Annotated in this window: 19 protein-coding genes; 10 read left to right on the top strand and 9 right to left on the bottom strand. The window is 69.8% G+C overall.

Features of this window, described 5'->3' with window-relative positions:
• Nucleotides 1-3: 3 nt before the first annotated feature.
• Nucleotides 4-411, bottom strand: coding sequence for a YciI family protein (locus OHS81_RS32715; RefSeq protein ID WP_328389257.1), 408 nt, complete (start codon nucleotides 409-411; stop codon nucleotides 4-6).
• A gap of 309 nt (nucleotides 412-720) precedes the next feature.
• Between OHS81_RS32715 and OHS81_RS32710 the strand changes: the two genes are divergently transcribed.
• The 4 genes from OHS81_RS32710 to OHS81_RS32695 all read left to right on the top strand — a co-directional run bounded on the left by OHS81_RS32710 (nucleotide 721) and on the right by OHS81_RS32695 (nucleotide 3704).
• On the top strand, nucleotides 721-1092 hold the full coding sequence (locus OHS81_RS32710) for a type VII secretion target (protein ID WP_328389255.1): 372 nt from the start codon (nucleotides 721-723) through the stop codon (nucleotides 1090-1092).
• Nucleotides 1093-1168: 76 nt separating this feature from the next.
• Complete coding sequence (locus tag OHS81_RS32705; protein ID WP_328389253.1) at nucleotides 1169-2767, top strand: peptidoglycan-binding protein; 1599 nt, start codon at nucleotides 1169-1171, stop codon at nucleotides 2765-2767.
• 8 nt (nucleotides 2768-2775) lie between these two features.
• The gene (locus OHS81_RS32700; protein ID WP_328389251.1) at nucleotides 2776-3273 is read left to right on the top strand and encodes a protease inhibitor I42 family protein; all 498 of its coding nucleotides are present in this window, start codon (nucleotides 2776-2778) and stop codon (nucleotides 3271-3273) included.
• 17 nt (nucleotides 3274-3290) lie between these two features.
• Nucleotides 3291-3704: a hypothetical protein gene (locus OHS81_RS32695; RefSeq protein WP_328389249.1), complete on the top strand. Its 414-nt coding sequence runs from the start codon at nucleotides 3291-3293 to the stop codon at nucleotides 3702-3704.
• 15 nt (nucleotides 3705-3719) lie between these two features.
• Here OHS81_RS32695 and OHS81_RS32690 read toward each other — a convergent pair whose 3' ends face one another.
• Together OHS81_RS32690 and OHS81_RS32685 are read right to left on the bottom strand one after the other, a co-directional pair.
• On the bottom strand, nucleotides 3720-4715 hold the full coding sequence (locus OHS81_RS32690; protein WP_328389247.1) for a DMT family transporter: 996 nt from the start codon (nucleotides 4713-4715) through the stop codon (nucleotides 3720-3722).
• Nucleotides 4712-5668, bottom strand: coding sequence for an EamA family transporter (locus OHS81_RS32685; RefSeq protein ID WP_328389245.1), 957 nt, complete (start codon nucleotides 5666-5668; stop codon nucleotides 4712-4714). Before OHS81_RS32685 ends, OHS81_RS32690 begins: the two co-directional genes overlap by 4 nt.
• 105 nt (nucleotides 5669-5773) lie before the next feature.
• Between OHS81_RS32685 and OHS81_RS32680 the strand changes: the two genes are divergently transcribed.
• Entirely contained in the window at nucleotides 5774-6787 is a 1014-nt protein-coding gene (locus OHS81_RS32680; RefSeq protein ID WP_328389243.1) for a LysR family transcriptional regulator, read from the top strand.
• Here the strand turns inward: OHS81_RS32680 and OHS81_RS32675 are convergent.
• From OHS81_RS32675 to OHS81_RS32660, 4 genes are all read right to left on the bottom strand, one after another.
• Entirely contained in the window at nucleotides 6775-7209 is a 435-nt protein-coding gene (locus OHS81_RS32675) for an SRPBCC family protein (protein ID WP_328389241.1), read from the bottom strand. The two genes, OHS81_RS32680 and OHS81_RS32675, sit on opposite strands and share 13 nt — an antisense overlap.
• 100 nt (nucleotides 7210-7309) lie before the next feature.
• Nucleotides 7310-8347, bottom strand: a complete 1038-nt coding sequence (locus OHS81_RS32670; protein ID WP_328389239.1) for an alpha/beta hydrolase — start codon at nucleotides 8345-8347, stop codon at nucleotides 7310-7312.
• Between the two features lie 182 nt (nucleotides 8348-8529).
• Nucleotides 8530-9447, bottom strand: coding sequence for a helix-turn-helix domain-containing protein (locus OHS81_RS32665; RefSeq protein WP_328389237.1), 918 nt, complete (start codon nucleotides 9445-9447; stop codon nucleotides 8530-8532).
• Nucleotides 9448-9658: 211 nt separating this feature from the next.
• Nucleotides 9659-10633, bottom strand: coding sequence for a quinone oxidoreductase family protein (locus tag OHS81_RS32660; protein ID WP_328389235.1), 975 nt, complete (start codon nucleotides 10631-10633; stop codon nucleotides 9659-9661).
• A 128-nt stretch (nucleotides 10634-10761) separates the two neighbouring features.
• Between OHS81_RS32660 and OHS81_RS32655 the strand changes: the two genes are divergently transcribed.
• Nucleotides 10762-11355 carry a TetR/AcrR family transcriptional regulator gene (locus OHS81_RS32655; protein WP_328389233.1) on the top strand — a complete coding sequence of 198 codons (594 nt, stop codon included), beginning with the start codon at nucleotides 10762-10764 and terminating at the stop codon, nucleotides 11353-11355.
• Between the two features lie 56 nt (nucleotides 11356-11411).
• On the opposite strand, the gene OHS81_RS32650 is transcribed toward OHS81_RS32655, so the two are convergent.
• Nucleotides 11412-12281, bottom strand: a complete 870-nt coding sequence (locus OHS81_RS32650; RefSeq protein WP_443058800.1) for an SDR family oxidoreductase — start codon at nucleotides 12279-12281, stop codon at nucleotides 11412-11414.
• Between the two features lie 398 nt (nucleotides 12282-12679).
• On the opposite strand from OHS81_RS32650, the gene OHS81_RS32645 reads away from it, so the two are divergent.
• The 4 genes from OHS81_RS32645 (at nucleotide 12680) to OHS81_RS32630 (ending at nucleotide 22640) form a co-directional block, all read left to right on the top strand.
• The gene (locus OHS81_RS32645) at nucleotides 12680-14662 is read left to right on the top strand and encodes a hypothetical protein (protein ID WP_328389231.1); all 1983 of its coding nucleotides are present in this window, start codon (nucleotides 12680-12682) and stop codon (nucleotides 14660-14662) included.
• A gap of 36 nt (nucleotides 14663-14698) precedes the next feature.
• Entirely contained in the window at nucleotides 14699-16246 is a 1548-nt protein-coding gene (locus tag OHS81_RS32640; protein WP_328389229.1) for an ABC transporter substrate-binding protein, read from the top strand.
• Between the two features lie 121 nt (nucleotides 16247-16367).
• Nucleotides 16368-16748 carry a hypothetical protein gene (locus OHS81_RS32635; RefSeq protein ID WP_328389227.1) on the top strand — a complete coding sequence of 127 codons (381 nt, stop codon included), beginning with the start codon at nucleotides 16368-16370 and terminating at the stop codon, nucleotides 16746-16748.
• 423 nt (nucleotides 16749-17171) lie between these two features.
• A complete protein-coding gene (locus OHS81_RS32630) occupies nucleotides 17172-22640 on the top strand; it encodes a toxin glutamine deamidase domain-containing protein (protein WP_328391581.1) in 5469 nt (1822 codons plus the stop codon).
• Nucleotides 22641-22768: 128 nt separating this feature from the next.
• Here the strand turns inward: OHS81_RS32630 and OHS81_RS32625 are convergent, their stop codons facing one another.
• Entirely contained in the window at nucleotides 22769-23752 is a 984-nt protein-coding gene (locus OHS81_RS32625; RefSeq protein WP_328389225.1) for a hypothetical protein, read from the bottom strand.
• Nucleotides 23753-23884 lie beyond the last annotated feature (132 nt).

The raw sequence follows: 23884 nt of genomic DNA, 5'->3' as shown, positions 1-23884 counted from the left end.
AGGTCACTCCGTGATGGTGGGCGGCGCGGTCAGGAACGGACGCAGTTCAAGCCACTCGTGGATCGGCTTCCCGCCCGCCCCGGGGGCGGCCGACAGCTCCCCGGCCAGCTCGACGGCGCGTTCGTGGCTGTCGACGTCGATCACCATCCAGCCGGCGATGAGGTCCTTGGTCTCGGCGAACGGACCGTCGGTGACGGGCGGGCGCCCCTCGCCGTCGTACCGGACCCATGTCCCCTCGGGGGCGAGCGCCTGACCGTCGACGAACTCGCCGGTCTTCTCGAGCCGGGCCGCGAAGTCGTTCATGTACTGCACGTGCGCCGAGATCTCTTCCGGCGTCCACCGGTCCATGGGGACGTCGTTGACCGCGGCCGGTGCGCCTCGGTAGTGCTTGAGCAGCAGGTACTTGGCCATCGTGCTTCTCCTCGGAGCGGGTGCGGCCCATTGTGGTCGCGTTCACTGCGGGGACGGAGCCGGTCACGGGTTCTCGACATCACCGGCCGATTTTTTTCGCTCGTGCAGTGGAGCCGGGGCTCGTCCCCCGGGCGGGCCGCCCGGCAGCAGCTGGGGAAGGGGAAGCCCCACCGGCCGGTGGCTCGGCTGACCCACTCGTCCGGTCACACGGTTACGATGACCTCCGCTGCGGCGCCATGTCAGGGGCATGCCGCCCCTTCGGCGTGCCACGTCAAGGCGGGCAGCGCGGAACGCATACACGGGGGATCAATGGCCGGCCATTCCGGATACCACGTCCAGCAGGGCGGCATGGACGCCGAGGCGAAAAAGCTCGACTCGGCCGGAGACGATACCGGCGACATCAAGGGCGCCATAGCCGACGCGGTCTGCTTCGACGACGACGTGCTCGGCGGCTCCGATTCCGGCCCCGCCTACCGGTCGTTCTCCACCGCCTGGCAGCAGGAAGCGAAGACCCTGGAGAGCGCGCTCCACGAACTCGCCGACAAGGTCCGGGCGTCCAAGGGCAATTACGACCAGGCCGATCACGAGGTCATCTCCCAGGTCGGCGGAGCGGCGGGGGCGGGGAACCCGTCGTGGACGACCAGGCCGGCCCCCGTGACCGACCGGTCCCCCTTCGGCTGAGCCGGGGCCGCCACGGTCCGCCCGGTCCGCACCCTTCCGTCCGACGACACCGCACACAAAGGTCTTTTCATTCTCGATGGCTGAGCAGGGATCCACCACCGAGCGCCGCGCCGCGCTGGAGGCGTGCTACAAGCAGCTCCTCGACTGCGACGACAAGAACGAGATGATCAACCTGATCAACTCCGCCCTCGCGGTCCCGGCGCCGGTCGGCTCCGCCGGCACGCTGGAGCTGCTGGGCAAGCGCTACCGCACCCAGTCCAAGAACGCCGAAGAGGTCGCCCACAAGGTCGAGCAGGTGGCCGGCTCCGGCCTGCCGGAGGTCTGGGTGGGCAAGGCGAGTGTGGGGGCGACCGAGGTCGTCCAGGCGGCCGCCCGGGCGGCCGCCCAGATGGCCGAGGCCCTGCAGAAGGGCGGCAAGGCCCTGCTGACCCTCAGCGACGCGGTCGGGGACGCCCAGAAACTGGACGAGACCGGCCGCGGCCAGCTGCACGAGGCGCTGTCCATCCTCGGGCCCGCGGACGGCTTCTTCGACGACATGGTGGACACCGACGAGGAGGAGGACGCGATCTTCCGGGCCGGCACGGCGGCCTCCGCCGGCGTCGAGAAGATGCGCTCCGCGGCCCGGTCCGCCGACGACGCGGCCCGCGCGGCCGCCCGCGACCTCAACAAGTTCGCCTCCGAGGCGCGGGCCGGCAAGATGCACACCAGCGGCCTCTCCGCCGCCGACAAGCTCGTTCTCGCCGACACCGCGGGCATCTACGGCCCGGCGGAGATGAACGAACTGCTCAGCGCGAACGACCTGGAGCGCTCGGGCCGGTACATGGAGAAGATGAACGCCAAGGACCGCGCCGAGTTCGACAAGATGCTCGCCGACTCCAAGTCGCCGCAGGAGCGCGCCTACTTGGTGAAGGCACTGGCCGCGGGCTACGACCTGGACGCCGTGACGGACTTCCGCGAGAAGATCCACGGCAAGGACCCGGGGTGGCTCCAGCGGCACCTCACGCCGGTGTCGACCGCCGCCGACAGCATGGACGACGAGGGACGCGCCAAGGACGGCAGGAACAACAACACCGACGACCAGGCCTTCGGCGACGAGCGGTGGTCGCAGGACGGGAACACCTGCGTGCCGTCGTCCACGGTGAGCGCGCGGGCCATGGTCGACCCCGTCTACGCCCTCGGACTGACCGGTGGCCCCTCCGGCCAGGAGGACGACCCCGACGCCTTCCGCGACCGCTTGGGCGCCGAACAGCAGCGGGTGCACGACGAGGGCGACGGGAACTACGACTACGACTTCCCGTTCTCCCGGCACCCGGACGGTATGGACAACGACGGCAAGACCACCGTGGTCAACAAGGAGATCAGCCCGCACACCGGTGCGTCGTACGACTTCCAGGAGACCAGGAGCGCCGATGCCCGGCGCGATGTGCTGCCGGACATCGAGAAGTCCGTGGCCGACGGCAAGCCGGTGCCGATCGGCGTCGAGGGGTACAAGGACGGCGACCGCAGCGGCCACGCGATGATGATCATCGGCCAGGAGGGCGACAAGCTCCAGGTCTACAACCCCTGGGGCACCACCACCTGGGTCAGTGAGGACGACTTCGTCAACGGCCACATGGACAAGGCCTCCGACAACCGCATGCCCGACGCCTACGCCGTCCACCTGCCCGCCGACTGAAGCGATCCATGATGCGCACGCACCTCCCGAACGCCGCCCTCCGCCGGGGACTCGTACCGGCCCTCGCCACGCTCACCGCCCTCGCCGCGCTCACCGGATGCGGTCTCTTCGGTCCCGCCACCTATGACCGGGACGAGACCGCCATCGAGGCCGGCCCCGGCGAGGAGTTCACCCTGTCCGTGCCCTCCAACGCCTCCCTCGGCGAACGCTGGTACGTGGCCGAGCCGAAACCCGCCGCCGGTGTGGTGCGCGCGGCAGGCGAGGAGCAGGAGAACTCGGGGAGCGACGCGGACGGGGCGGACGGCGGCAGTCAGCTCTTCCGCTTCAAGGCCGTCGGCCGGGGAAGCACCAGGATCCGGCTGATCCACTGCCCCGTGCACGCCTGCGTCGACAAGGGCGAGGACTCCGCCACGGCGTCCCCGCCGCCCTCGCCGCCCCCCGGCTCCACAGTCGCACCGGCACCCGTCCGGCCGACCTACCACACCTACACCGTCACCGTGAAGTGACCGATTCCGAGACAGGTATGCATCCCATCCCTCCCCCAGGCAAGACCGACGACGAACTCGCCACGCTCGATGTCGCGGCGCTGCTGCGCTACGGCATCGGATCCAGCGGCTCGCACCGCACCGCGCTCTTCGGGGACGGTGCGGTGGGCGCCGCCGTCGTGCTCGACCGGCAGGGCGTCCTTCCGCGTGCGGTCGCCTTCCTCGCCGAAGTCGTCCGCAGCGGCGGGACCGGCTATGCCGCGGCGCTCCCCGAGCCGGTGCCGGGGGACGCCGCGGCACAACTGGTGCGTGGCTGGCTGCAGTCGGCCGCTTCCCTGGTGCGCACCGTGGAGGGCGACCAGGAGGTCGCCCGGTGGCTGGAGTCCGTCGCCGCCCTCATGGCGCTCCGGCTCACGTACCGGTCCAGGAACGCGGGCCCCGGCAGCGGCTGAGCCGGCGACGGCCGTCTACCTTTCGGACTTCGCCGGGATGACGGGCTGCGCAGCGGCCCGGCTCCGTGGCGCGGTTTCCGGGGCCGGGGGCCGCGTCTTCCCCCGCATCCGCGACACCGCGACGCCGGACAGGCAGAGGAGGCCGCCGAGGAGCGTCAGCAAGCCGGGGACCTCGCCGAGGAACAGCCACGACAGGAAGACGACGAGCACCGGTACCGCGTAGGTCGTGGTGCCCATCTTCCCGACGGTCGTCCGCGACACCGCATAGGCCCATGTGGTGAACGCAAGGGCCGTCGGGAAGACGCCCAGATACACGATCTGCAGCGTCGCCGCCACAGGAGCCCGGCTCACCTGCGACACCAACTGTCCGGCGAACGGCAGGCAGGCCACCGTTCCGGAGAGCGCGCCGAACGTCGTCACCTGGATCGGTGTGGCGTGCTTCAACGTCGGCTTCTGCAGCACCACACCCACCGCGTTCGCCAGCGCCGCGCACAGGCACAGCAGTACGCCGATGAGAGACGACTGTCCTCCGCCCGACAGTGACAGCCCGACCACCACGGCCCCGGCGAACGCCACCGCCATGCCCGCCATCAGCTTGCGCGGGAAGCCTTCCTTGAGCAGCCATCCGCCCAACAGCGCCATCAGAACCGGCCCGATGTTGATGATCAAGGCAGCCGTTCCGGCATCCACGCGCTGCTCGCCCGCGTTCAACGCCACCATGTACGCGCCGAACCACAGGACTCCCGAGGTGACGATGCCGGGCCAGGCCTCGCGCGGCGGGAATCCACCACCCCGGACGAGCAGGAGCACGCTCAGCACGACGGTCGCCACCAGCAGCCTGCCCAGGGCGAGCGCGCCCGGCCCGAAGTCCGCAGCGCAGTTGCGGATCACGATGAACGCCGAGGCCCACAGCAGCACGGTGACCAGGGCCGCGGCGACCGCGCGCCCGTCCGGCCCGCTCGCGGTGCCGGCCTCGCCGTCCGCTGTCGTCGTTCCCGCCTGTCGGCTCACGATGGTGTCCTTCCGTAGTCACTTTGCGCGAGGCGCGGCGGTAGCGGCCGTTCGCTCGGTTGTTTCAGGTGGCATCGGCTTCTTTCGGGCGGCATCGGCTTCTTCTCACGGCGCAGCATTCCGACCGCGATACCGACGACGACAAGGACTGCGGCGCAGAATGTCACCGCAGTCATGTGCTCGCCCTGGAATATCCAGGCGGATGCCAGGCCGAATACCGGGACGAGCAATGAGAACGGGGCAACGGTCGATGCGTCGTAAACCCGCAGGAGATATCCCCATGAGGCGAATCCGAACAGCGTCGCTCCCCACGCCACATAGAGTGCGGCGCCCAGCCCGCTGAGGTTCATCTGCTGCAGCGCCCGCAGGTCCGCCTCCCCGCCCTCGAAGAGCACGGAGAGGAGCGCGAGCGGGACAGGCGGCACGACGCTCACCCAGACCATGAACCGGAAGGCGTCCGGCGGACCCGCCTTCCGCATCGCGATGTTCGACAGGCCCCAGCACGCTGCCGCGCCCACTACCAGCAGAAATCCGGCAAGCGTACCGGCCGTCGAGTCCAGCCCGGCCAGCACGATGCCCACCGAGGCAATGGCCGTGCCGACGATCTGCACCCGCCGGGCGCGCTCCTTCAACAACACCGCGGCGAACAGCACGGTGAACACCGCCTGGCCCTGGAGGACCAGGGAGGCCAGCCCCGGGGGCAGTCCCGCATGCATGCCGAGGAACAGCATGCCGAATTTCATGATGCCGAGCGTGACCCCGACCGCAATCACCCAGCGCCAGGCGACCCGGGGCCGCCCGACGAAGAAAACCGCGGGGAGCGCGGCCAGGAGAAAACGCACGGCGGAGAAGAGAAGTGGCGGAAAATCGCGCAGTCCTACGTCGATCACCACGAAGTTCGCACCCCATACGGCGGCGACTGCCACCGCTAACGCAACATGTACGGGCTTCATGCGAATTACTCCTGGGGACACGCTTCTTCGGGATGTCCCATCCCAACAGCCGCCGCCCGAAAGGGCCAGCGAAGGTTTCTGAAGGTGGGGTATTAGCATCGCTTCATGTTCGACCTCAATCGCCTGCGCGCGCTGCGTGCCGTGGCCACCCACGGCTCGGTGACACGTGCGGCCGCCGCACTGGGCTACACGCCGTCCGCCGTCTCCCAGCAGATCGCCAAGCTGGAGCGCGAGACCGGCTCCCCCCTGCTCGACCGGCAGGGCGGCAAGGTCGGACTCACACCCGCGGCCTGGCTGCTGGCGGAGGCGACGGACGAGGTCACCGCCGTGCTGGAGCGGACCCGTGCACGGCTGGAGGAACAGCGTGACCAGCCCACCGGTCAACTGGTGCTCGCCACGTTCCCCACCGCCTGCCGGGGCTTCGTCGCCGCCTCGCTCGCCGATCTCGCCGGGCGCCACCACGCCCTGGACTGCCGGCTGGTGGAGTGCGACCCCCACCTCTCCGTCAGCCTTGTCGTACGGGGTGAGGCGGATCTCGCGGTCGTGCACGACTGGCACAACACCCCGCTGACACTTCCCGCCTCGCTGTCCGTCACCGAGCTGGGTGAGGACATCGCCGACGTGATCCTGCCCGAAGGGCACCCGCTCGCCGACCGGGACCTGGTGACCCCGTACGACCTTCGAGGGGAACGCTGGATCGGGCACGGCCCCGGGGCCATGTGCCATGAGTGGCTGGTGCGTTCCTTCTCCGATCTCGGCATCGAACCGGACCTTGCCTACAAGATCGGGGAGTTCGAGTCCCAAATAGCGTTGCTGGCGGCGGGGTTGGGCGTCGCCATGCTGCCCCGGCTCGGCCGCGGCACCCTGCCGCCCACCGTCCGTGTCGTCCCGATGCGGCCCGCGCCCTCCCGCCGGCTGTCGGCCGTCTGGCGCTCCCAGGCCGACCGCAGGCCTGCTGTGCACGCCGCCTTGGCGGCGCTGCGCAGGCATTGGCCGGGCGCGGATTCCCGCCGGACGGACGCGGACTCCCGCCAAACGGACGCGGACTCCCGCCGGACGGACCGAGAAGCCGATTCTCTGGGCTGCCCGTCCGGTGAAGTGGTCGGTCAGGTGAAGTAACTGGTCAGGCCGCGCAGGCCAGGGGCGAAGACGCCGTCCTTGAATGCTCCGGTCAGCTCTTCGGCGACGGCAGGAGCGCAGTCGAAGGTCAGGGTCCAATCGACGACGGATTCACCGGTGCTGGTCAGCGGGATGACACGCAGGGTGGAGCGGTAGCTCTGCACGGGGTACGGGGATTCGACGATGTCGTAGGTCAGCGACCGTGTGTGGTCATCGAGCGCGACCAGGCTCTCCGAGACCTTCTCTCCCCTGAGGAGTGTCAGGGTACGGACGCTGCCGACGCGGTCGGGGGCGTCCCCGTCCCGCAGTGCGCTGTGCGTGACGCCGGGTTGCCAGGCGGGCAGGCCGTTGAAGTCCCGGACAAGGCGCCACACGGCGGTGGCGTCGGCCGGTATCACAGCGCTGGCACGTGTTTCGGGCATGGAGAGTCCTTGGAGGTCGGGCTGCGGCGCGAGAGGGCCAGGTGGTGTGGACCATGCGGTCGGTGCGGTGGTGTCCGGTGACCGGGCACGTTCGGCGAGGTCAGGAGGTCCGTCCGGTCCGTGTCCGGGAGCCGGTGGTGTGTTCGTCCAGCCACTGGAGGACCGGCTGCAGGGCTTGGTCGGAATTGGACTCGTAGATCAGGCCGTGGCCGTTGCCGTGGATGCCGTGGTCGGGCAGGTGAAGGTGTTCCGCGGCTGCGCCGGCTGTGGTGAGGAAGCCGACGATTGCCGGTGCGTAGGTGGCGAAGACCGCGGTCTCGCCGGTGACCACCGCCACCGGGACGCCGGCCAGGGCGGGAATACGGAGAGTCGCGGGGTCGGCGGCGGCGACCTCGTCGGCAGTGGTGCGCGGCGGGTCGTAGGTGAGCGGGGCTGCCGTCAAGCCCCAGTGCAGCGTTCCGATGCCGTGAGTCTCGGCGAAGGGTGGCCCCATGGGTTCGACGCTGACGATGGCGGCGATGTGGCCGGGGCGCCGGTCGGCCAGCAGCCAGCCGTCGGGGCCGGAGGCGGAGTGGGTCATCACGATGGCGGGGCCGATCCGGTCCAGCAGGCGGGCGAGCCGGTCGGCATCCATCTCCTGAGAAGCGGCAAGGTCGGCGGGCAGCGGCCCGAACGGGGCGATGAAGGCATCCCAGGCCTCGTCATCGGCCGGGTCGAAAGGCCACTGGGTCTGCGCTTCGGCGGTCTCGGACGGGAAGAAGACGCGCCGGCCCTCCTCATAGGAGAAGGGCGCTCCCATGGGGCCGATGATGTCGCGGTGATAAGGCGAACGGCCGTGTCCGGGACGGTCGACGACGAGGACCGCGTACCCGGCCTCGACCAGGCGCTGGGCCCAGCCGGGCCGTCCGTCCGGGGTGTCGAGCCACTCGGTGCCTTGAAGGGTTCCGCCGTGCACGAGGACGACGGGGTAGGGCTGCGTCACCTTCTCAGGGGCCTCCCAGGCGACGAACATCGGCCCGCGCTGGTAGATGCCGTGGTCACCGGTGACACGTTCACCCGGGATCCAGAAGTGCCCGCGGCGTGAGGTCCTGACGGGGGTGCCGGCCCAGAAGGGCTGGGGGGCGGTGTGCGGGGACATGAGACCTTCTCGTTCGTGGGTCATGGTGTGCAGAGGGGAGGTGTGAGCCCTCGGCCCAGGGCCTGCACGGGCTGCCGTATGTGCGGGTGGGTGCCGAGGACTCGGGCTGCTCCGAACGGCGCGGAACGCTGCTCAGAGCGCCGTCCGGCAGCTCTGAGGCAGGCTTGCAGGAGGGCTGTGACCTAGTCGTAGGATGCCTCGGTTTCTTCGGCGGGTGCCGGGCCGGTCCGGCGTGTCCGGGCCGTGCCCTCCCGGGCCGGCCGGTGCGGTGTGCCACCGGCTGCCTCGTCCGCGGCGAGTGATCGCAGCAGGCGCAGGGAGTCGGCGCTGGGGCTGCCGGGCCGGGCGGAGTAGACGAACAGCTGCTGGCCGGGAGCGCCGGTGACGGTGAAGGCTTGGTAATGCAGCCGCAGTTCACCGACCTGTGGGTGCCACAGGCGCTTCTCCTCACTGGTGCGGGGCCGCACTTCGTAGCGGGCCCAGAGCGTGGCGAACGCCGGACTGTGCCGCGACATCTGCCCGATGACCTCGGTCACGCGCGGATCGTCGGGAAACGGGGACGACAGTGCCCGCAGGTTGCCGACGGCCCCTTGCGCAGCGTGGTCCCAGTCCCGGTAGAACTCCCGGGCAGCCGGATCGAGGAAGATCATCCGCTGCAGATTGTCGATGGCGGCGAAGCTGCGGTAGAGCTGGCGGGCCATGGGATTGACGGCCAGGAAGTCCAGGGCCGGGCTCACCACGCATGCCGGAACCTCCACGAAATGGTCCATCAGCTCCGCCAGCTGCGGGCTCACCTTTGGTGCAGGGACCGACGGGGCGATCTGCGGTGCCGGCAGGGCAAGCCGGAAGAGATGCACTGCCGCGGCCTCGTCCAGGCGCAGGGCGCGGGCGAGTGCGTCCAGCACCTGATCCGAAGGGTGCCGTTCGCGGCCCTGCTCGAGCCGCATGTAGTAGTCGGTGCTCACGCCGGCCAGGAGCGCGACTTCCTCGCGCCGCAGCCCCTTGACCCGGCGCACGGTGTGGGACACGAGTCCCGCCTCATCCGGGGAGACCAGATCGCGGCGGGCACGCAAGAAGTCACCCAGGTCATTGCTGCTCATGTGCTTCACGCTAACTGCGCGCACGACGAGGAACGTGGGTGCCGTGCACCCACCCGGGGTCCATCTGCACGGCCATGCCTGTGTGTTCAACAGAGCGCCGACTCGATCGGCGCACACGTCGAGCCCCTGAGCGGGTCCGCGTCGCGGACCTGGCAACCGCTCGCTCCTCAGCGTCCGGTCGCCGTCACCCTCACCGGCGAAACAGCAATCCCTACGGCACGACCAGTACGCGGCCCAGCTGTGCACGGCTCTCCAGCAGCCGGTGCACCTCGCAGGTCTCGGTCAGCGGCAGCCGGGCGTGGACCGCCGTGCGCAACAGCCCCTGGGACGCGTACTCGGTGAGTTCGGCCAGGTCCTTCAGGGCTTGCCCGGGGTCGGCCGCACGCGCGGCAATGAGGGAAAACCCCGTGACGGATCTCAGGGCGAACAGGTCGGTGACGGGGACGCTGCCGAGCTCGCCACTCGCCGCTCCGTACGCCACCAGCCGCCCGTAGGGGGCCAGTACGTCCAGGCTGCGGCGCAGAATCTCGCCGCCGGCCGCGTCGAGGACGACATCCACGCCGCCGGGCACGGCCGTGCGGACCTGCTCCGGCCAGTCCTCGTCGGTGTAGTCGACGCCGATGTCGGCGCCGTGGGCGCGGGCGAAGTCCAGCTTGGCGGCCGTACTGGCGGTGGCGATGACCGTGCCCGCGCCGAGCACCTTTGCGAGCTGCACGGCGAGGTGGCCGATGGCACCCGCGGCGGCGTGGACCAGTACGGTCTCGCCGTGCGCCGGCCGCCCGGCGCGCAGCACGCCCAGGGCCACCGGTGCCACCATCGGGAGTGCGCCGGCCGTGCCGGCGTCGAGCCCGTCGGGTACCGGGACGAGCCAGCGTGCGTCCGCGACGACGAGGTCGCAGAACGCATCCTCGGACGCCGCGGCGACCCGCCGGCCGACAAGTGCCGGGTCCGTGTCCGGCCCGACCGCCTCGACCGTGCCCACCACATCGCCTGTGAGGGACCGGGGTAAGGGCCGCGGGTAGAGCTCGGCCTGGGCCATGCCGCGCCGGAGCTGGGTGTCCACGAAGTTGGCGCCGATCGCCTCGACCCCGATGAGCACCTGTCCCGCCTGCGGGACAGGAACGGGGGCTTCTTCCAGGGCGAGGACCTCGGGGCCACCGTAGGAGTGGTAGCGGATTCGTCGCACAGCAACTCTCCTTGCACAGAGGGATGTTCTAAGCTGGCCCGAACTGGACCAGCGGTCCAACTAAGAACGTACTGGACCGACGGTCCAGTTGTCTACGGGGTCATGAGCCCTGGGCGAGGAGAGAGTTGATGGCGGAAGGCCGCCGCGAACGCGCCGACGCGGCACGCAATCGGCGCGCAATCCTGGAGGCGACCGAAAGGCTCCTCACCGAAAGCCCGCCGGAGCAGGTGTCGATGGAGCGCATCGCTGCCGCGGCCGGTGTCGGCAAGGGCACGGTGTTCCACCGCTTCGGCAACCGCGCCGGCCTGATGCGGGAGCTCATGCTGGAACGCGCCCTCTCTTTGCACGACTCGGTCACACACGGCCCCCCGCCGCTGGGCCCGGGCGCCCCTGCCAGGGAGCGGCTGCTGGCCTTCCTCGACGCGGTCGTGGAGGTGGTCGGCCGCAACAAGGGCCTGCTGGCCGCTCTCGGACAGGCGGCGACAACTTCCCACGACGCCCAGGAGGACGCACCCGAACAGCACTCGGTCTACGGGTTCTGGCACGGCCACATCAGCGGGCTGCTCGCCGAGGAACGCCCGGACCTGGACGCCGAGTTGCTGGCCCATGTCCTGATGGGCGCACTGCAGAACGGGCCGATCGTGCGCCTGCTGGGGCAGGGAGAGGCCCGACGGCTTGCCATGTCGCTGCGGCTGCTGGTCACCGGCGTGCTGGAGGGGTGACGGCGGCGATCCAGGCGCATCACCCACGCCTCTCGACGGCCCCGGTCCTGCCTTGCTCACGGACGGCGGTGCGCTTCGTCAGCGCGGCCACCGGCCCCCAGGAGCCCGGTTGCTTCGAAAGGGGTACGGGCGGCCAGCCGAGGGAGCTCCCGCCGTGAGAGCCGGGTGACGACGGCCGGCAGGGCGGCACGTACCACCTGTGCCGCACGGAGCCAGGCCGGTACGTAGACCGCAGCGGCACGGCGTTCCACGGCGGTGACCAGCCGGGCGGCGACCCACCCGGCCGAGTAGACCTTCCTCGCGGGCGGGGGCATGTGGGCACGGAGCTCGCGCAGCACAGGGTGCTGGTCCGCGTCCCGGATCATGTCGGTGTCGGTCCAGTTCAGATAGGCGATTCCGACGCCCACGCGCTGAGGGGCGAGTTCGGCACGCAGCGAGTGCGCGAAGGATTCCACCCCGGCCTTGGAAGCGCAGTAGGCGCTCATCAGGGGAGCGGCTCCGATGGAGGCCGTCGAGGCGATCTGCAGGAGGTATCCGTGCGTGGCGAGCAGGTCCGGCAGGAAGGAGCGCGCGGTGATCGCACTGCCGGTCAGATTGACCTCGATCACCCGCCGCCAGGTTGCCGGATCGGACTCGGCGAAAGGCCCGCCTTCGGCGATCCCGGCGTTCGCCACGACGACGGACACCGGCCCCAGGCGGTCGCGGACCTCCTGCGCCACCTGCCGCATGGCGTCGTCGTCGGTAACGTCGACTCCCCAGCAGCGCGCCTTCGTCGGAAGGGACGACGCCACTCGGCGCAGTGCCGCTTCCTCCCGCCCCAGCAGGGCCACCCGGGCCCCTCGCCGGGCCAGCGCGCGGGCGATTTCCTTCCCCAGCCCGCGCCCCGCTCCGGTCACCACTGCGGTGCGTCCGTGCAGAGCGGGCACTCGCCGCGACCAGGCCATCGAACGCGGTCGCGCTGAGCGCGGCGAGCGCGGCGAGAAGGGCATCGAGAGCTCCCCACTCCTGACGGCAAGCGGTCGGGCTCCTTTCACTTTTCACGGTAGGCGCGCCGGAGCGCCGGCGCGCGCCGTGCCGCGGGCCGCCATGGTGCCGGCCGTGGTCGCCCCGTCCGGCGGACCGCTTTCCGGTACCTTGCGCGAACGGGTGGCACGTTGTGCGTACGCATGCCAACCTTCTGTAATCAGCCGGCGGCTGCCGTTGCCGTCGTCGGCATCACAGCGACTGTCATCCCAGTCGCCGGCTGCACAGTCGTCGCCTGCAGATCCGCTGTCTGCACCGTCACTGTCTTCACGGGGGGCCGAACAGCGTGAAGGAACGTCCGTTGGGGATACAGGGCATCGAGGCCCTGTACGAGGAGTGCCGCAGCCGGCCGCAGGACGGCAGAACCGCTGCGGGCGGGCGCGGGCTTCCCACCGTCGTCCTCGTCGGACCGCGTGGCAGCGGCAAGACCACCACTCTGAACTGGCTCGGCTACCTCGGCTCACGGCGCCCGCACGCGTACTTCGACTTCGGCTCCGCCACGCCCCGCAGGCCCCATGAGGTCGCCGGCCGTCTGGCGTACGGGCTGTCGCACCGCTTTCCCCGGCAGACCCCTCTGGTCTTCCCGCGGCTGACGCTGGGACTGGCCGTGGTGGCCCCCGAGCTGTCGCTGGACGCGACGGATCCCGAGCGGGCCAAGAAGCAGCTGCGCCAGGCGCTGCGCGGGCCCCAGGAGCCCCATGCCGCAGGCGACCGGGTCGCCGCGGTGGCCGGGTTGCTGCAGGACCTCAACCTGGTCCGGATCCCCGGCGTCAGCCTGCTGGCCAGCCTCATCCGGCAGCCGCCCAGCATGCCGCTGCGGGTGACCCGGCACACCGGATTCGGCTGGTACGCCGATCCGTTGGCCGCCCTGGACGCGCTCGTCGAACTCAACCAGCTGAGCAAGAGCGAGGAGCCGGCCGACCGGGCCGCGGTGGACCGGCGGCTGTGCGAGGCGTTCCTGGCCGATCTGCGCGGCGAGTACGCGCGCCGCCAACGCGACCGCAACTGCGTCGTCCTGCTGGACAACATCGATGCTCCCGGCGGGCGCGAATTCCTGGACCTGCTCATGGAACTCCGGGACGCCGGCGGGCAGCCCGATCCGCTCCTGACCATGGCCGCGGCGTCGAACGTCGGCCGGGTGCCGGCGATGTTCGCGACCGGCCCTGCGGGGGTGCGGCTCCGCACCCCCGAGCAGGCCTGCTACGCCGACTGGGAACAGGCCATCCCGGACCCGCCGCCGGACCGGTCCTGGCGCTGGTACTGCGTCCAGTTGCGCGGCCTGACCGCCGGCGAGACCGCCCAGCTCGGCACGAACATCGCCGCGCGGCTGCCGGAGGCACCGCTGCTCGCCCACCGGTTGACCGACGGCCATCCGTGGAGCGTCCGGCAACTGCTCACCGCCTCGGCGCGCCTCGTGGGCCGCGAGGATCCGGAGAAGCTGCTGCGCGCGGTGCTCTCCGGCACCGCGCCGTCCGCGGAAGGCGCCGACGAGGGACCGCGGCTGGAAGAGGAGGCGCGGCAGTACCTGCTGCGCGACCTGACCGACGACCAGCACCGTGCGCTCGTCGAGTGCTGTGCCGCCCGCGAGTTCGATGCCGCCTGCGACGCGGGACTCCTCGACCGCTTCCAGTTGCACACCCGCGATTCGCTGGCCCGGGTGGTCGCGACCAGATTATGGCTGACCGACCCGGTCCCCCAGGATGCCGAGGCCCGCGGTGGCCGGGGCGGCGGATATCTGGAAGGCATCCATCCGCACCCGTTGCGCGGCAGCTCCGTCCTGCATCCGTGGCTGCGCCTGCTGCTGTTGCAGGAGCTGGCCGCCCGCCCGGACCGCTGGACTGCCGTCCACGGACAGCTGCGCACCTGGCACGCCCACCACGGCCACCCGCTGGAAGTGCTCTACCACTCCCTCGCGCTGCACCGGGTGGACGATGTCGTCGAGCATCTCGCCCGGCGTCTGGTCGAACTCTCCGACACGGACGTCTGGTTGTACGAGCTGTACACGATCACCGCCGCACCACTTCGGGAACCGGTGGTACCGGAACAGCCGGCCACGCTGCGTCTGGAGCAGTTGGCCGCCGACCTCGCGCCCCGCTCGTTCGCCGAGCACACGCCCCTGACCCTGCTGGTGATCGGGCTGTGGCTGGCGTCCGATCCCCGCAACCGGCTGCCCGGCACGAATCCCGAGCTCAACCGGACCGTCAACGCGATGCTCCAGGACCTTGCCATGCGCTCCGTCCCCCGCCGGATCGGGCTCATGCACGAGGCCGCGAAGTACGTGTGAGCACCCTGCAGCACCCCGTCCCTAGGAGCCGGCACCATGCATCTGCACCCGCAACCCGCCGACGCACTCCCCCCGTGGTGGAAGGGGTGGCGAGGGATCGCCGCCCTCGTACTCGCGCTGGCGCTGATGGCCGGCGGACTCTGGTTCCTGTGGCCGGTGAAAGAGGACACCAGCTGCGCGGCGGACCAGCCGGGGCTGCACTGGGACGGCACCGGCCGGCAGCGGGAGTGCGTCGGCATCACGGACGAGAAGGCCTTCGCCTTCGACCCCCGTCTCAAGGGGATCACCGACCGGATCGCCCAGGAGAACCGACGCGTCCGTGCCCAGTGGGAGAATCCCGCCTCCGGGAAGAGCCGTCTGCCCTACGTCAAGGTCGGCGTCCTGATGCCGATGACGGAGAGCGACACCAGCGCGCTGCCCCTCGCCGAGATCCGCGCCGGCCTGGAGGGCGCCTTCATCGCGCAGTGCCGGGCGAACACCTGTCCCGAACTGTCCACGACCAGCTCCACCGGCATCCAGGGCAAGACGCCGCTGATCCAGCTCGTCCTGGCCCATGAGGGCCGTAACGAGACGCATTGGAAGCCGGTGGTACGGCAGTTGGCCGGCCTGGTCGACGACGAGCATCCCCTGGTCGCCGTCACCGGCATGGGCGTCAGCATCCCGGAGACCCAGGCAGCGGCCACCGAACTCAGCCGGCTGAAGATCCCCGCGATCGGCGCGGTCCTGACCGCCACCGACCTCAACTCGCCACGCCTGTTCAAGGTGTCGCCGTCCAACGTCGACTATGCCAAGGCGCTCCGCCGGTATCTGGACCACTCTCCGCTCGCGGGGCACCGCGGCTACCTCGTCTTCGACAGCAGGGACGACAACTACGTCAAGACCATGCGCAAGGCGTTCGACGAGGAATTCAGCGACTACATCGGCCGGCGGCGCGCCTCGTTCGTCGGCACGACCGGCCACAACCCCGCGGGCATCCCCCAGCTCTTCTACAACGCCGTCAACAACATCTGTCTGACCAAGGCGCAAGTGATCTTCTACGCCGGGCGGGACCGCGACCTCGCCGACCTCATCCGTGCCCTGTCCACCCGCAGCCAGTGCGGTCACGACGCGCCGATCACGGTGATGACCGGGGCCACCGGGGCGTTCGCACAGGGACAGCAGGTACGGAGCCTGCTCAGGGACAACAAGATCACCATTCTGGACGTCTCGGCGACGAGTCCCGCCCAGTGGGTCCGTGGCGTCCATGCCCCGCCCGGTTTCCGACCCTTCCACCAAGCCCTGCGCGACCTGCAGTTCCCCGACGCGGTGATGGATGACGGATACGCGATCATGCACCACGACGCCGTGCTGACCGCGATCTGGGCCACCCGCAATGTCACCGGCCAGACCGGTAAGGAAGCGCCCGACGTGCAGGACGTGTACAACGAGATCACCAATCTGCATGACGCGAGCACCGTTCCCGCGGCCGGCGGGGAGCTCAGCTTCGACGACGCCTCCGACGGCTGGCCGCACAACAAACCGGTTCCCGTGATCCGGCTGCCCGAGCCCCTCAAGGATCCCGGCCCGCCCTATCTGGTGCCGTGACCTGGGCCTGAGCAAGGGAAAGCCGGCGTACTCCGCGACCACGTGAAACGACGTCAACTTTGGTGGTTAAACTTTCTAATAGCGACGCGGCGGTGGCGGCGTCCAGGGCAAGGGGAGCTCGATGGGTGACGGACTCAAGGCGGACATCGGGTCGTTGCGTACGGGCGGCACCGATTTCGACCGGATCGGCAAGGATTACCAGTCCCTCGTCAACACGCTGCAGAGCGGCCTGACCTCCCTCGAAGGCCAGGACACACCGCCGTGGGGGGACGACGACCTGGGAGAGAAGTTCGGCGTCGTCTACGAGGGCCTGCGGGACGGCATGTACGAGTCCATGGGCCACCTGGCGTCGAAGCTCCAGGAAATCGGCGGTGGCTTGCACAACATGGCCAAGAACCACGAGGCCGACGAAGACTTCAACGACTCCATGATGAAGCAGCACGTCGCGAACGAAGAAGCGGAGAGCCGGCTGATAGCCCAGGTCAAGCGGCCCAGCGTCTAGCTCTCCGGCCTACGGCCCGGTTCATCTACGGGCCTCGTCACTGTTACTGAGCCGGTTCCCGATTTTTCGCGGTTCCCGCTCCTCCCGTTCCGTTTCCGTTCCGGCTCGGCTCCCGATCCGGAGCGGTTCCCCCTCCGGTCGGGTTCCTGCCCTGGCTCCGTTTCCGCTCCGACTCGGTTCCTGTTCTCGCTCGGCTACCACTCTCGCTCGGCTACCGCTCTGCCTCGATGACGCCGTCCTGACATACACCGACAGCCCTTGATCCGTACGTACCCGAAGCGCCGTACGCACCCAAGCCTTCCTACGTACCCAAGCCTCCGGTCGTACCCAACCCTCCCTACGTAGCCAGACCTCCGCACGTCACCACACCTCCGGGTAAGCACCCGAACCACATCAGCCAAGGGGAACGCCGCCGTGTCGTTGATGCTGCCGGACGCACTTGAGTGGGTCCTGGAAATGCTGGGGTTCAACTGGCCCACGGCGGACGAGGACAAGTTGATGGACTCCGCCCAGAAGTGGCGGGACTTTGCGTCCGGGGTGGAAGATCTCCAGTTCCAGGGCGTCAAGGCAGCCGGCGATGTGATGTCGCAGAATTCCGGCGATTCCATCGACGGTTTCCACACCACATGGGAGAAGTTCGCGGGCGGCTCGGGCTACTTCGCCGACGCCCGTAGCGCCGCGAACGCCATCGCCACCGCTCTCGACGCCGCGGCCGGACTCGTCATCGGGATGAAGGTCGCGGTGATCACGCAGTTGGCGATCCTCGCCGCGGAAATCATCGCGGCTCAAGCAGCGGCTCCGTTCACCTTCGGATTGTCCGAGGCAGCGGCCGTGGCAGCGACCGCCGCGACCCGGGCGATCGTACGGAAGATCATCAAGGAGGTCGCCAAGCAGCTTCTCGACGCGGCCCTGGAGACGGCGAAGGAACCCGCCGTCTCAGCGCTGCAGGCCATGATCTCGGACGTCATCGCGCAGTCCGTGAACATGAACTTCGATGCGCAGAACGGCTTCGACGTCGGCCGTACGGTGCACAAGGGCGCCGAGGAAGGCGTCAACGCGCTCAAGAACTCCGGCCAGACGTTCGCCGAGTCGCTGCGTGACGGTGCGGGCGCCAAGGCCGGACATCACGTACGCAACGGACTGGAATCGGCGGCGGGGCACGGCTCCGACGACACCGATTCCGGGCACGATTCCGCCGCGGACCCGGGCGGAAAGTCCGGTAAGGGGTTGTCCAGCGGTAGCGGCGGTAGCGGCAGTGAGACCAGTAGCGGTGCCGACAGCGGTAGTTCGAGGGCGGACTCGTCGTCCTCGTCGCCCTCGTCTTCCTCGGGGGCGTCGGGGGCATCGGGCGGCGCTTCGGCGGATGCTCGGGGTGATGCTCCGGGTGGTTCGCCGGGTGGTGCTTCGGGCGGTGACGGATCGTCCAGTGGTGGCACATCGCACAGCGGCGGTCCGGACGGCGACAACTCCGGTGGCGACACCGGCGTATCGGCCAACTCGGCTCCCAGCACCGCTGATTCTCCGTCCAACGCTCACGGCAACCCCGCTTCCGATGGCGGTCATTCCCCGGACGGCGGTGGTCGGTCCGGACCTTCGCATGCGGATTCCCCGTCTCCGGACCGGCTGACTCCGTTCGACGCGGGATACCACGCATCGCAGAGCGGCGGCGGTGACGACGCACCGTCAGGCTCCCCCGCCGACTCCTCGCACTCGTCGTCCACGCCGCCGTCGCCCCCGTCCTCTTCGTCCCCGTTCTCCACGTCCTCGCCGTCGGTGTCCCCTGACTCAAGCCCCTCCCCCGACTTGGGCTCCACGCCCGACGCGGGGCCGTCCCGGCCCGATGCGCCGCCGTCCTCTGACGCCTCGGCCCGTCCGGATGGGGCTCCCTCCGCCGAATCCGGGCAGGGTTCCCGGCCGGACTCCGGGACGGGGGCGCACTCCGGCGCGGGGCCGTCCCCGGACCAGGGTGCCCGTCCCGACGTGGGCGGTATGCCGGACGCCGGCTCACCTCAGGGCAGCACCCCGGCCGCACCGGAGCATGCGCACGCCGACGCCCCTTCTCCCCAAGGACCTGACACCACGTCCGATGCACAGCGGGATACGACACGGGAGGCGAGACCCGACGCCGCACCGGACACCACACCCCACACCGCACCGAACGACACGCCTGCGCCCGAGCGATCCCCGGACTCGGGAAACCGGCCAGAAGCACACGTCCCCTCTCCCTCTCCCGCGCCCGACCACACTCCCGCGGGGTCGGATTCCTCTCCTTCGCCGTCGCAGAACGCCAACGGCAACAGCGGCGAGAGCGGAAATGGTGGCAACGCGAGCAGAGGCGGTGACGACAGCGGCACCGGAACCGGGAGCGGGAGCGGGGGCGGAAGCCGGGCCGGGATGCCTTCGGCCGCCCCTATGCCGCATGCGGCTTCCTCGAATCCCTCCCCCGCTTCCTCGTACGGTTCACCTCAGCAGCACAGCCCTCACCAGCCGCACGATGACGGCGACGTCACCATGCACAGGGACAGCGCGACCACCCTCGCGCCGCCCCCCTCCGGCGTGCCGAACACGTCGCAGTCCGGCAGCGATCCGTCGCATCCGTCCCCCGCCCAGACCTCGCCGTCTCCCGCGGCTGCCACCGCGCCGCCCGGCATGGCCACGGGCGGCGGCCCCGTGCCCACCCCGAGTGCCCCCGCCGGAGCCCACGCTCCTTCGGATGCTCGGCCCAGCCCTGCGCCTCCGCGTTCCGCACCGTCCGACAACGACACCGCACACCGTGGCACGCCCACCCGGGGCCCCCGCACCGCGCCCTACGGCGATCCGCGCAGTACTCCTCCGCATCAGCGCCCGGGCACTCCCGACCAGGCCTCGCGTCCCCGGCCAACGCCTCCGCGCGCCAATCCGCCTCGTACCGAGCAGCCACGTGGCGACGAGTCGTCACCGCACCAGACGCAGACTCCGCCGCCGAGCACGGATCCGGAGAACAACGGCTCCAGCCAGCACGCTCCGGAACACATCACTCCTGGTCCGCAGCCCCCGCGAAACGACGACACGACGCCCGCGCCCGACCACGGCACGGAGACCCCGGAGACCCGCCCCACGGACCATCCGGCCCCCCACACGGACAGCGGCCAAACACCTGACACCGAGCCGCAGCAGCAGCAACAACCCGACGACATCAAGGATGACAACAGCACGACCGACGCGGCTCGGGGCGACGATTCCGACCCCGATGGCAACGACTCGCCTGAGCCGGCCCCAAGCTCAGACGCGGACGCGGACGCGAACTCGGCCCCAGACGCGGAGCCGAACGCGGACGCGGACCCGAACGCGGACCCGAACACGGACACGGACACCGAGCCCTCCTCAGACGACGATCCCCCCTCGGACACCGAGCCCCACCCGCAGGACGACCGGCCCACCCTCGACGACATCCGCGCCGGTATCCAGGAGGCGCCCGGCGGCTTGTTGCCGCCCGACACCGCGGATCAGCAGGCACTCGTCGACGCCATCCCCCGTAACGACGACGGCGCTCCCCAACGCTTTCCCGATCCGTTCGGAAACTGGTCCCAGTTGCAGAACGACGGCGGTACGAATGTGGCGGGCCGGTCCAACAACTGTGCCGACTGCAGCCGCTCGTTCCTTGAGACCTGGTACGGAAACCCTCAGGTCTCTGCGCCCCGTACACCGGATCTCGCTGCGGACGGGACCCCGGACCACTGGTCGCCGGAGGCGGACGCCAACGAGAACATCATCGGCTGGACCGGTGCGCCGCACTCGTATGCGGGCACCAGCCCCGATGGGCATGCCGCGATCGCCCAGGACCTTCTGCAGGCCGGTCCGGGCTCCTCCGCGATTGTGCAGGTCAACTGGGACGGGGGCGGGGGCCACGCGTTCAACGCCGTCAACCACAACGGTCGCATTGTGTGGGTGGACACCCAGAGCGGCGAGGTGAGCGAGCAGCCCATCAACACCAAGGGCGCCACGGATGTCTTCTACATCCCACTGGACGCCGATCGGAACCCTCTCCATCCCGCGCAGGACCCGGCAGCCGACTCCGACGCGTCACAGGAGTCGGAAGCGTCACAGGAGTCCAACCCATCTCAGGAGCCCGACCCATCACACCAGTCCGACCCATCACACCAGTCCGACTTCTCGGGCACGGACAACACCGCAACTCACGGTCCGGACAACACATCCCCAGCCCCGGACAACGGCCAGGGCAGCCGCGGCGGCCAGGACGCCAACAACGGCCACGACGCCCCCGACGGCCAAAGCCATCAGAAGCAGGACGGGCCTGAACCGGTATACGGGAATGGCCCGGTACACGAGAACAGCCCTGTGCACGGGCAAGGGCAGGAGAACGGGCACGAGCAGTCGTCCACCCCCACCCCCGAAGCACCCGGCGGAAAGCGGAAGGCCGGCGATCCGCCCCCCACGGACAACCAGCAGTCCGGCTCGGGCGCCGGATCCTCGTCGGAGCACGGAAACAGCCACAAGAGGCCGCGAACGGAGCCGGACCACGACGGACTCGCCGCTCTGAAACTGGACGACTCCCCCTCACACCTACCGCCACCTTCGTCGCCGTCGCCGTCGCCGAAGAGCGATGACGACGCGATGGACGTCGACAAGAAGGAGCCCTACTCCGACCCGCACGACCGCGGGGACAGTGATACCTCCGAACAGGAGCGGAGAGGCGATCGCACCCTCGACGCGGAGGCGGAGGGGGCCAAGGAGTACGGGATTCCGCCGGACAGGCTGCAGAACGAACTCCGGCGGGACCGGGACGTGCACCGCGTCCCGCTCGACAACGTGCATGCTCACCTGGACAGTTGGGCCAAGGACGGGAATCTGGCGCAGGTTCTGCGTGCCTCGACCGGTGATGCCACTCCCTCTTCACCCGATGCCGGAAAGGGTCCGCGCGCCTTCACCCAGAGCGACCTGGAGCAGCGGCTGCCCGGATTCAAGGACCTGGAGCGCGGTGAACGGCTCGCGGTCGTTTCGTCCCTGGCCCGGCTCAGCGTCGGATTCCACGAACAGCACGGCGTGGGAAAGAACCCGGAGAACGTCGACAAGCCGTACCGCAAGAAGGGCGAGGGTGATCCCAAGCCGGAGAGCCCGGACAGTGCGGCCAAGAACTCGGACGAATCCCTCGGTGTGCGAGGACACCGCAAGAGCAGCGACAAACTCCTCAACGGCCTCAAGCTCGGCACCATTCCCCCCAGCCTGAGGCACAACAGCCCCGACCTGACGGACCGCAACTATGCCGTGCTGGAGGTCGAGGGCCCGCCGCCCGGACGCGAGACGCACTATGTCACCGACTCCTCGGTGCCGGTGGGTGAGAAGTACGTGTCGGGCCGGCACTCGGAAAAGCATCTCGCCGAATGGCTCAAGCGAGTTAATCAGGGCGACGGGGCCTACACGCCCAAGGCCGTCTACACGGAGCGTGAGCCCTGCGGAATGGGGCAGGGCCATGCGAAGTGTTCCACGGTGCTGCGGGACAAGACACTCGACGGCTCAAAGGTGTACTACAGCACGACCTATCGCACGGACCCGGCCGATGTCGCGGCGAAGAAGAAGCTCGACACGGAGAAGACCGTGGAGAAGAAGAAGGTCGACAAGATGACCGCGGCCGATGTGCGGCAGAACATCGCCGACCGCATCAACGCGCGCTCGGACAAATCCGGCGAACGGGCCGCCAAGGAAATCGCGGCAGCACAGAAACTCAGCGAGGCGGACGCGCGCAAGGAACTCAAGAAGCTCATCGAGCGCGAATACAGCAAGCGGAAGGAAAATTCGACGACGGAGGAGAAGCAGGCCATGGTCCGGGAGATGGACCGCCACATCGAGCACCTGAATGCGACCTGGCGCAAGATCCAGCCGAGTCTGAGTTGACCTGCTTCCCCGGCTCCGGGTGCCGCGGCCCGTACCGCGGTGGCGGTACGGGCCGACGGTGCCGGGGCGGCGATACCGCGGCCGCGGCGCCGGGCCGGCAGTAGCGGGGGCGGGGTCCGTCCTGGCCCTCAGATGTCCAGCGCGCCCCTGAACCTGCCGTGCCCGACGTCCGGGCCGGTCACAGCGAGCCAGCCATGGCCCACCCGGTCGAGCACTTCGACGGCCGTCGGCTGGATGGAGATCCACGACGCCACCTCCTCCGGGTCGCGGACACCTTCGGCGTACTCCTCGGCCTCCTCCGGGTCGTAGAGTTCGTCGTCCTCGTCCTGCATCAGGTCCCGCTCGAACTCCATGGGCTCGCCGACCCATTCGGGATCGCCGTAGGTGCGATAGCCACGTTTGTCCTGCCCGTTCTCCGCAACCCACCACACCCGTGCGCCATTGAGTTCGTCCACGGCGTAGAAATGGGCTTCCCGGCACCCGGCACTGAGTTTTTCGACGGCTTGTGCCCAATTGTCGTTGAGATAGTCGGCACCGTAGACGAGCCGCCAGCCGTCGAATTCGGGCGTGATGAACACGCGGTATTCCGTGGTGGTGGTGCCGTCAGCGCAACGGTGGTCGAGCGAATTCTCCTCGTGGACGGCGGCGGACACCCCCAGGGCCGTGGTGACGGGGCGCGCGTCGTGCAGTCCCAACGCCCGGACGATGTCCTGCACTTCCGCCCGTGGCACCGCCAGCCAGGACCCGGCCGGAAGGTCACCGGGCGTCTCGTCCAGCAGCTTGATCCGTACGAGCCGCTCGACGGCCGCCCGGTCGGCGGGGGCCAGGGCATCGGCGCCGCCGACACTCGCGAGCATGCGGAGTGCGGCCGGCCGCAGGCGGCCGGGGCCTTCGCCGCGTACCCTCCTCAGGGGCTCGATCGCCACGGCGCCCAGGCGCTCCATGCACGCCTCCGCGGCCGATCGCCAGGTCCCTTCGCCGTCGACGATCAGCGGCAGAAGGTGCTCCACGACCGGGGCGCCGAGCGCGACCAGCCGGTCCGTCGCTGCCCTGCGCTCGTCCCGTTCCACGGCGGCCAGTTGACGTACCAGCGCGGCGATGTCCTCACTCATGGGAACGACCCTAGCCGAGCAGGTAATCCCTGACCCCGCAGGTAATGCCTTGGACCGGGCGCTCGGTGCTGCGAAAAACTTGTCGCGGCAAAGCCTTTTCCGTGGATCTCGGGCCTGCCTATGTTCCCCCCA

Source organism: Streptomyces sp. NBC_00400 (genome assembly GCF_036048035.1).
GTDB lineage: Bacteria > Actinomycetota > Actinomycetes > Streptomycetales > Streptomycetaceae > Streptomyces.
Note: the sequence above shows the minus strand (reverse complement) of the source record. Positions and strands in the feature narration are given on the sequence as shown.

Bases quoted from the DNA above. Each gene is read 5' to 3' on its own strand.
- OHS81_RS32670 (WP_328389239.1), bottom strand. From the start codon at position 8,347: ATGTCCCCGCACACCGCCCCCCAGCCCTTCTGGGCCGGCACCCCCGTC.
- OHS81_RS32695 (WP_328389249.1), top strand. From the start codon at position 3,291: ATGCATCCCATCCCTCCCCCAGGCAAGACCGACGACGAACTCGCCACG.
- OHS81_RS32625 (WP_328389225.1), bottom strand. From the start codon at position 23,752: ATGAGTGAGGACATCGCCGCGCTGGTACGTCAACTGGCCGCCGTGGAA.
- OHS81_RS32680 (WP_328389243.1), top strand. From the start codon at position 5,774: ATGTTCGACCTCAATCGCCTGCGCGCGCTGCGTGCCGTGGCCACCCAC.
- OHS81_RS32630 (WP_328391581.1), top strand. From the start codon at position 17,172: ATGCTGCCGGACGCACTTGAGTGGGTCCTGGAAATGCTGGGGTTCAAC.
- OHS81_RS32710 (WP_328389255.1), top strand. From the start codon at position 721: ATGGCCGGCCATTCCGGATACCACGTCCAGCAGGGCGGCATGGACGCC.
- OHS81_RS32715 (WP_328389257.1), bottom strand. From the start codon at position 411: ATGGCCAAGTACCTGCTGCTCAAGCACTACCGAGGCGCACCGGCCGCG.
- OHS81_RS32635 (WP_328389227.1), top strand. From the start codon at position 16,368: ATGGGTGACGGACTCAAGGCGGACATCGGGTCGTTGCGTACGGGCGGC.
- OHS81_RS32700 (WP_328389251.1), top strand. From the start codon at position 2,776: ATGATGCGCACGCACCTCCCGAACGCCGCCCTCCGCCGGGGACTCGTA.
- OHS81_RS32655 (WP_328389233.1), top strand. From the start codon at position 10,762: ATGGCGGAAGGCCGCCGCGAACGCGCCGACGCGGCACGCAATCGGCGC.
- OHS81_RS32685 (WP_328389245.1), bottom strand. From the start codon at position 5,668: ATGAAGCCCGTACATGTTGCGTTAGCGGTGGCAGTCGCCGCCGTATGG.
- OHS81_RS32640 (WP_328389229.1), top strand. From the start codon at position 14,699: ATGCATCTGCACCCGCAACCCGCCGACGCACTCCCCCCGTGGTGGAAG.
- OHS81_RS32705 (WP_328389253.1), top strand. From the start codon at position 1,169: ATGGCTGAGCAGGGATCCACCACCGAGCGCCGCGCCGCGCTGGAGGCG.
- OHS81_RS32665 (WP_328389237.1), bottom strand. From the start codon at position 9,447: ATGAGCAGCAATGACCTGGGTGACTTCTTGCGTGCCCGCCGCGATCTG.
- OHS81_RS32675 (WP_328389241.1), bottom strand. From the start codon at position 7,209: ATGCCCGAAACACGTGCCAGCGCTGTGATACCGGCCGACGCCACCGCC.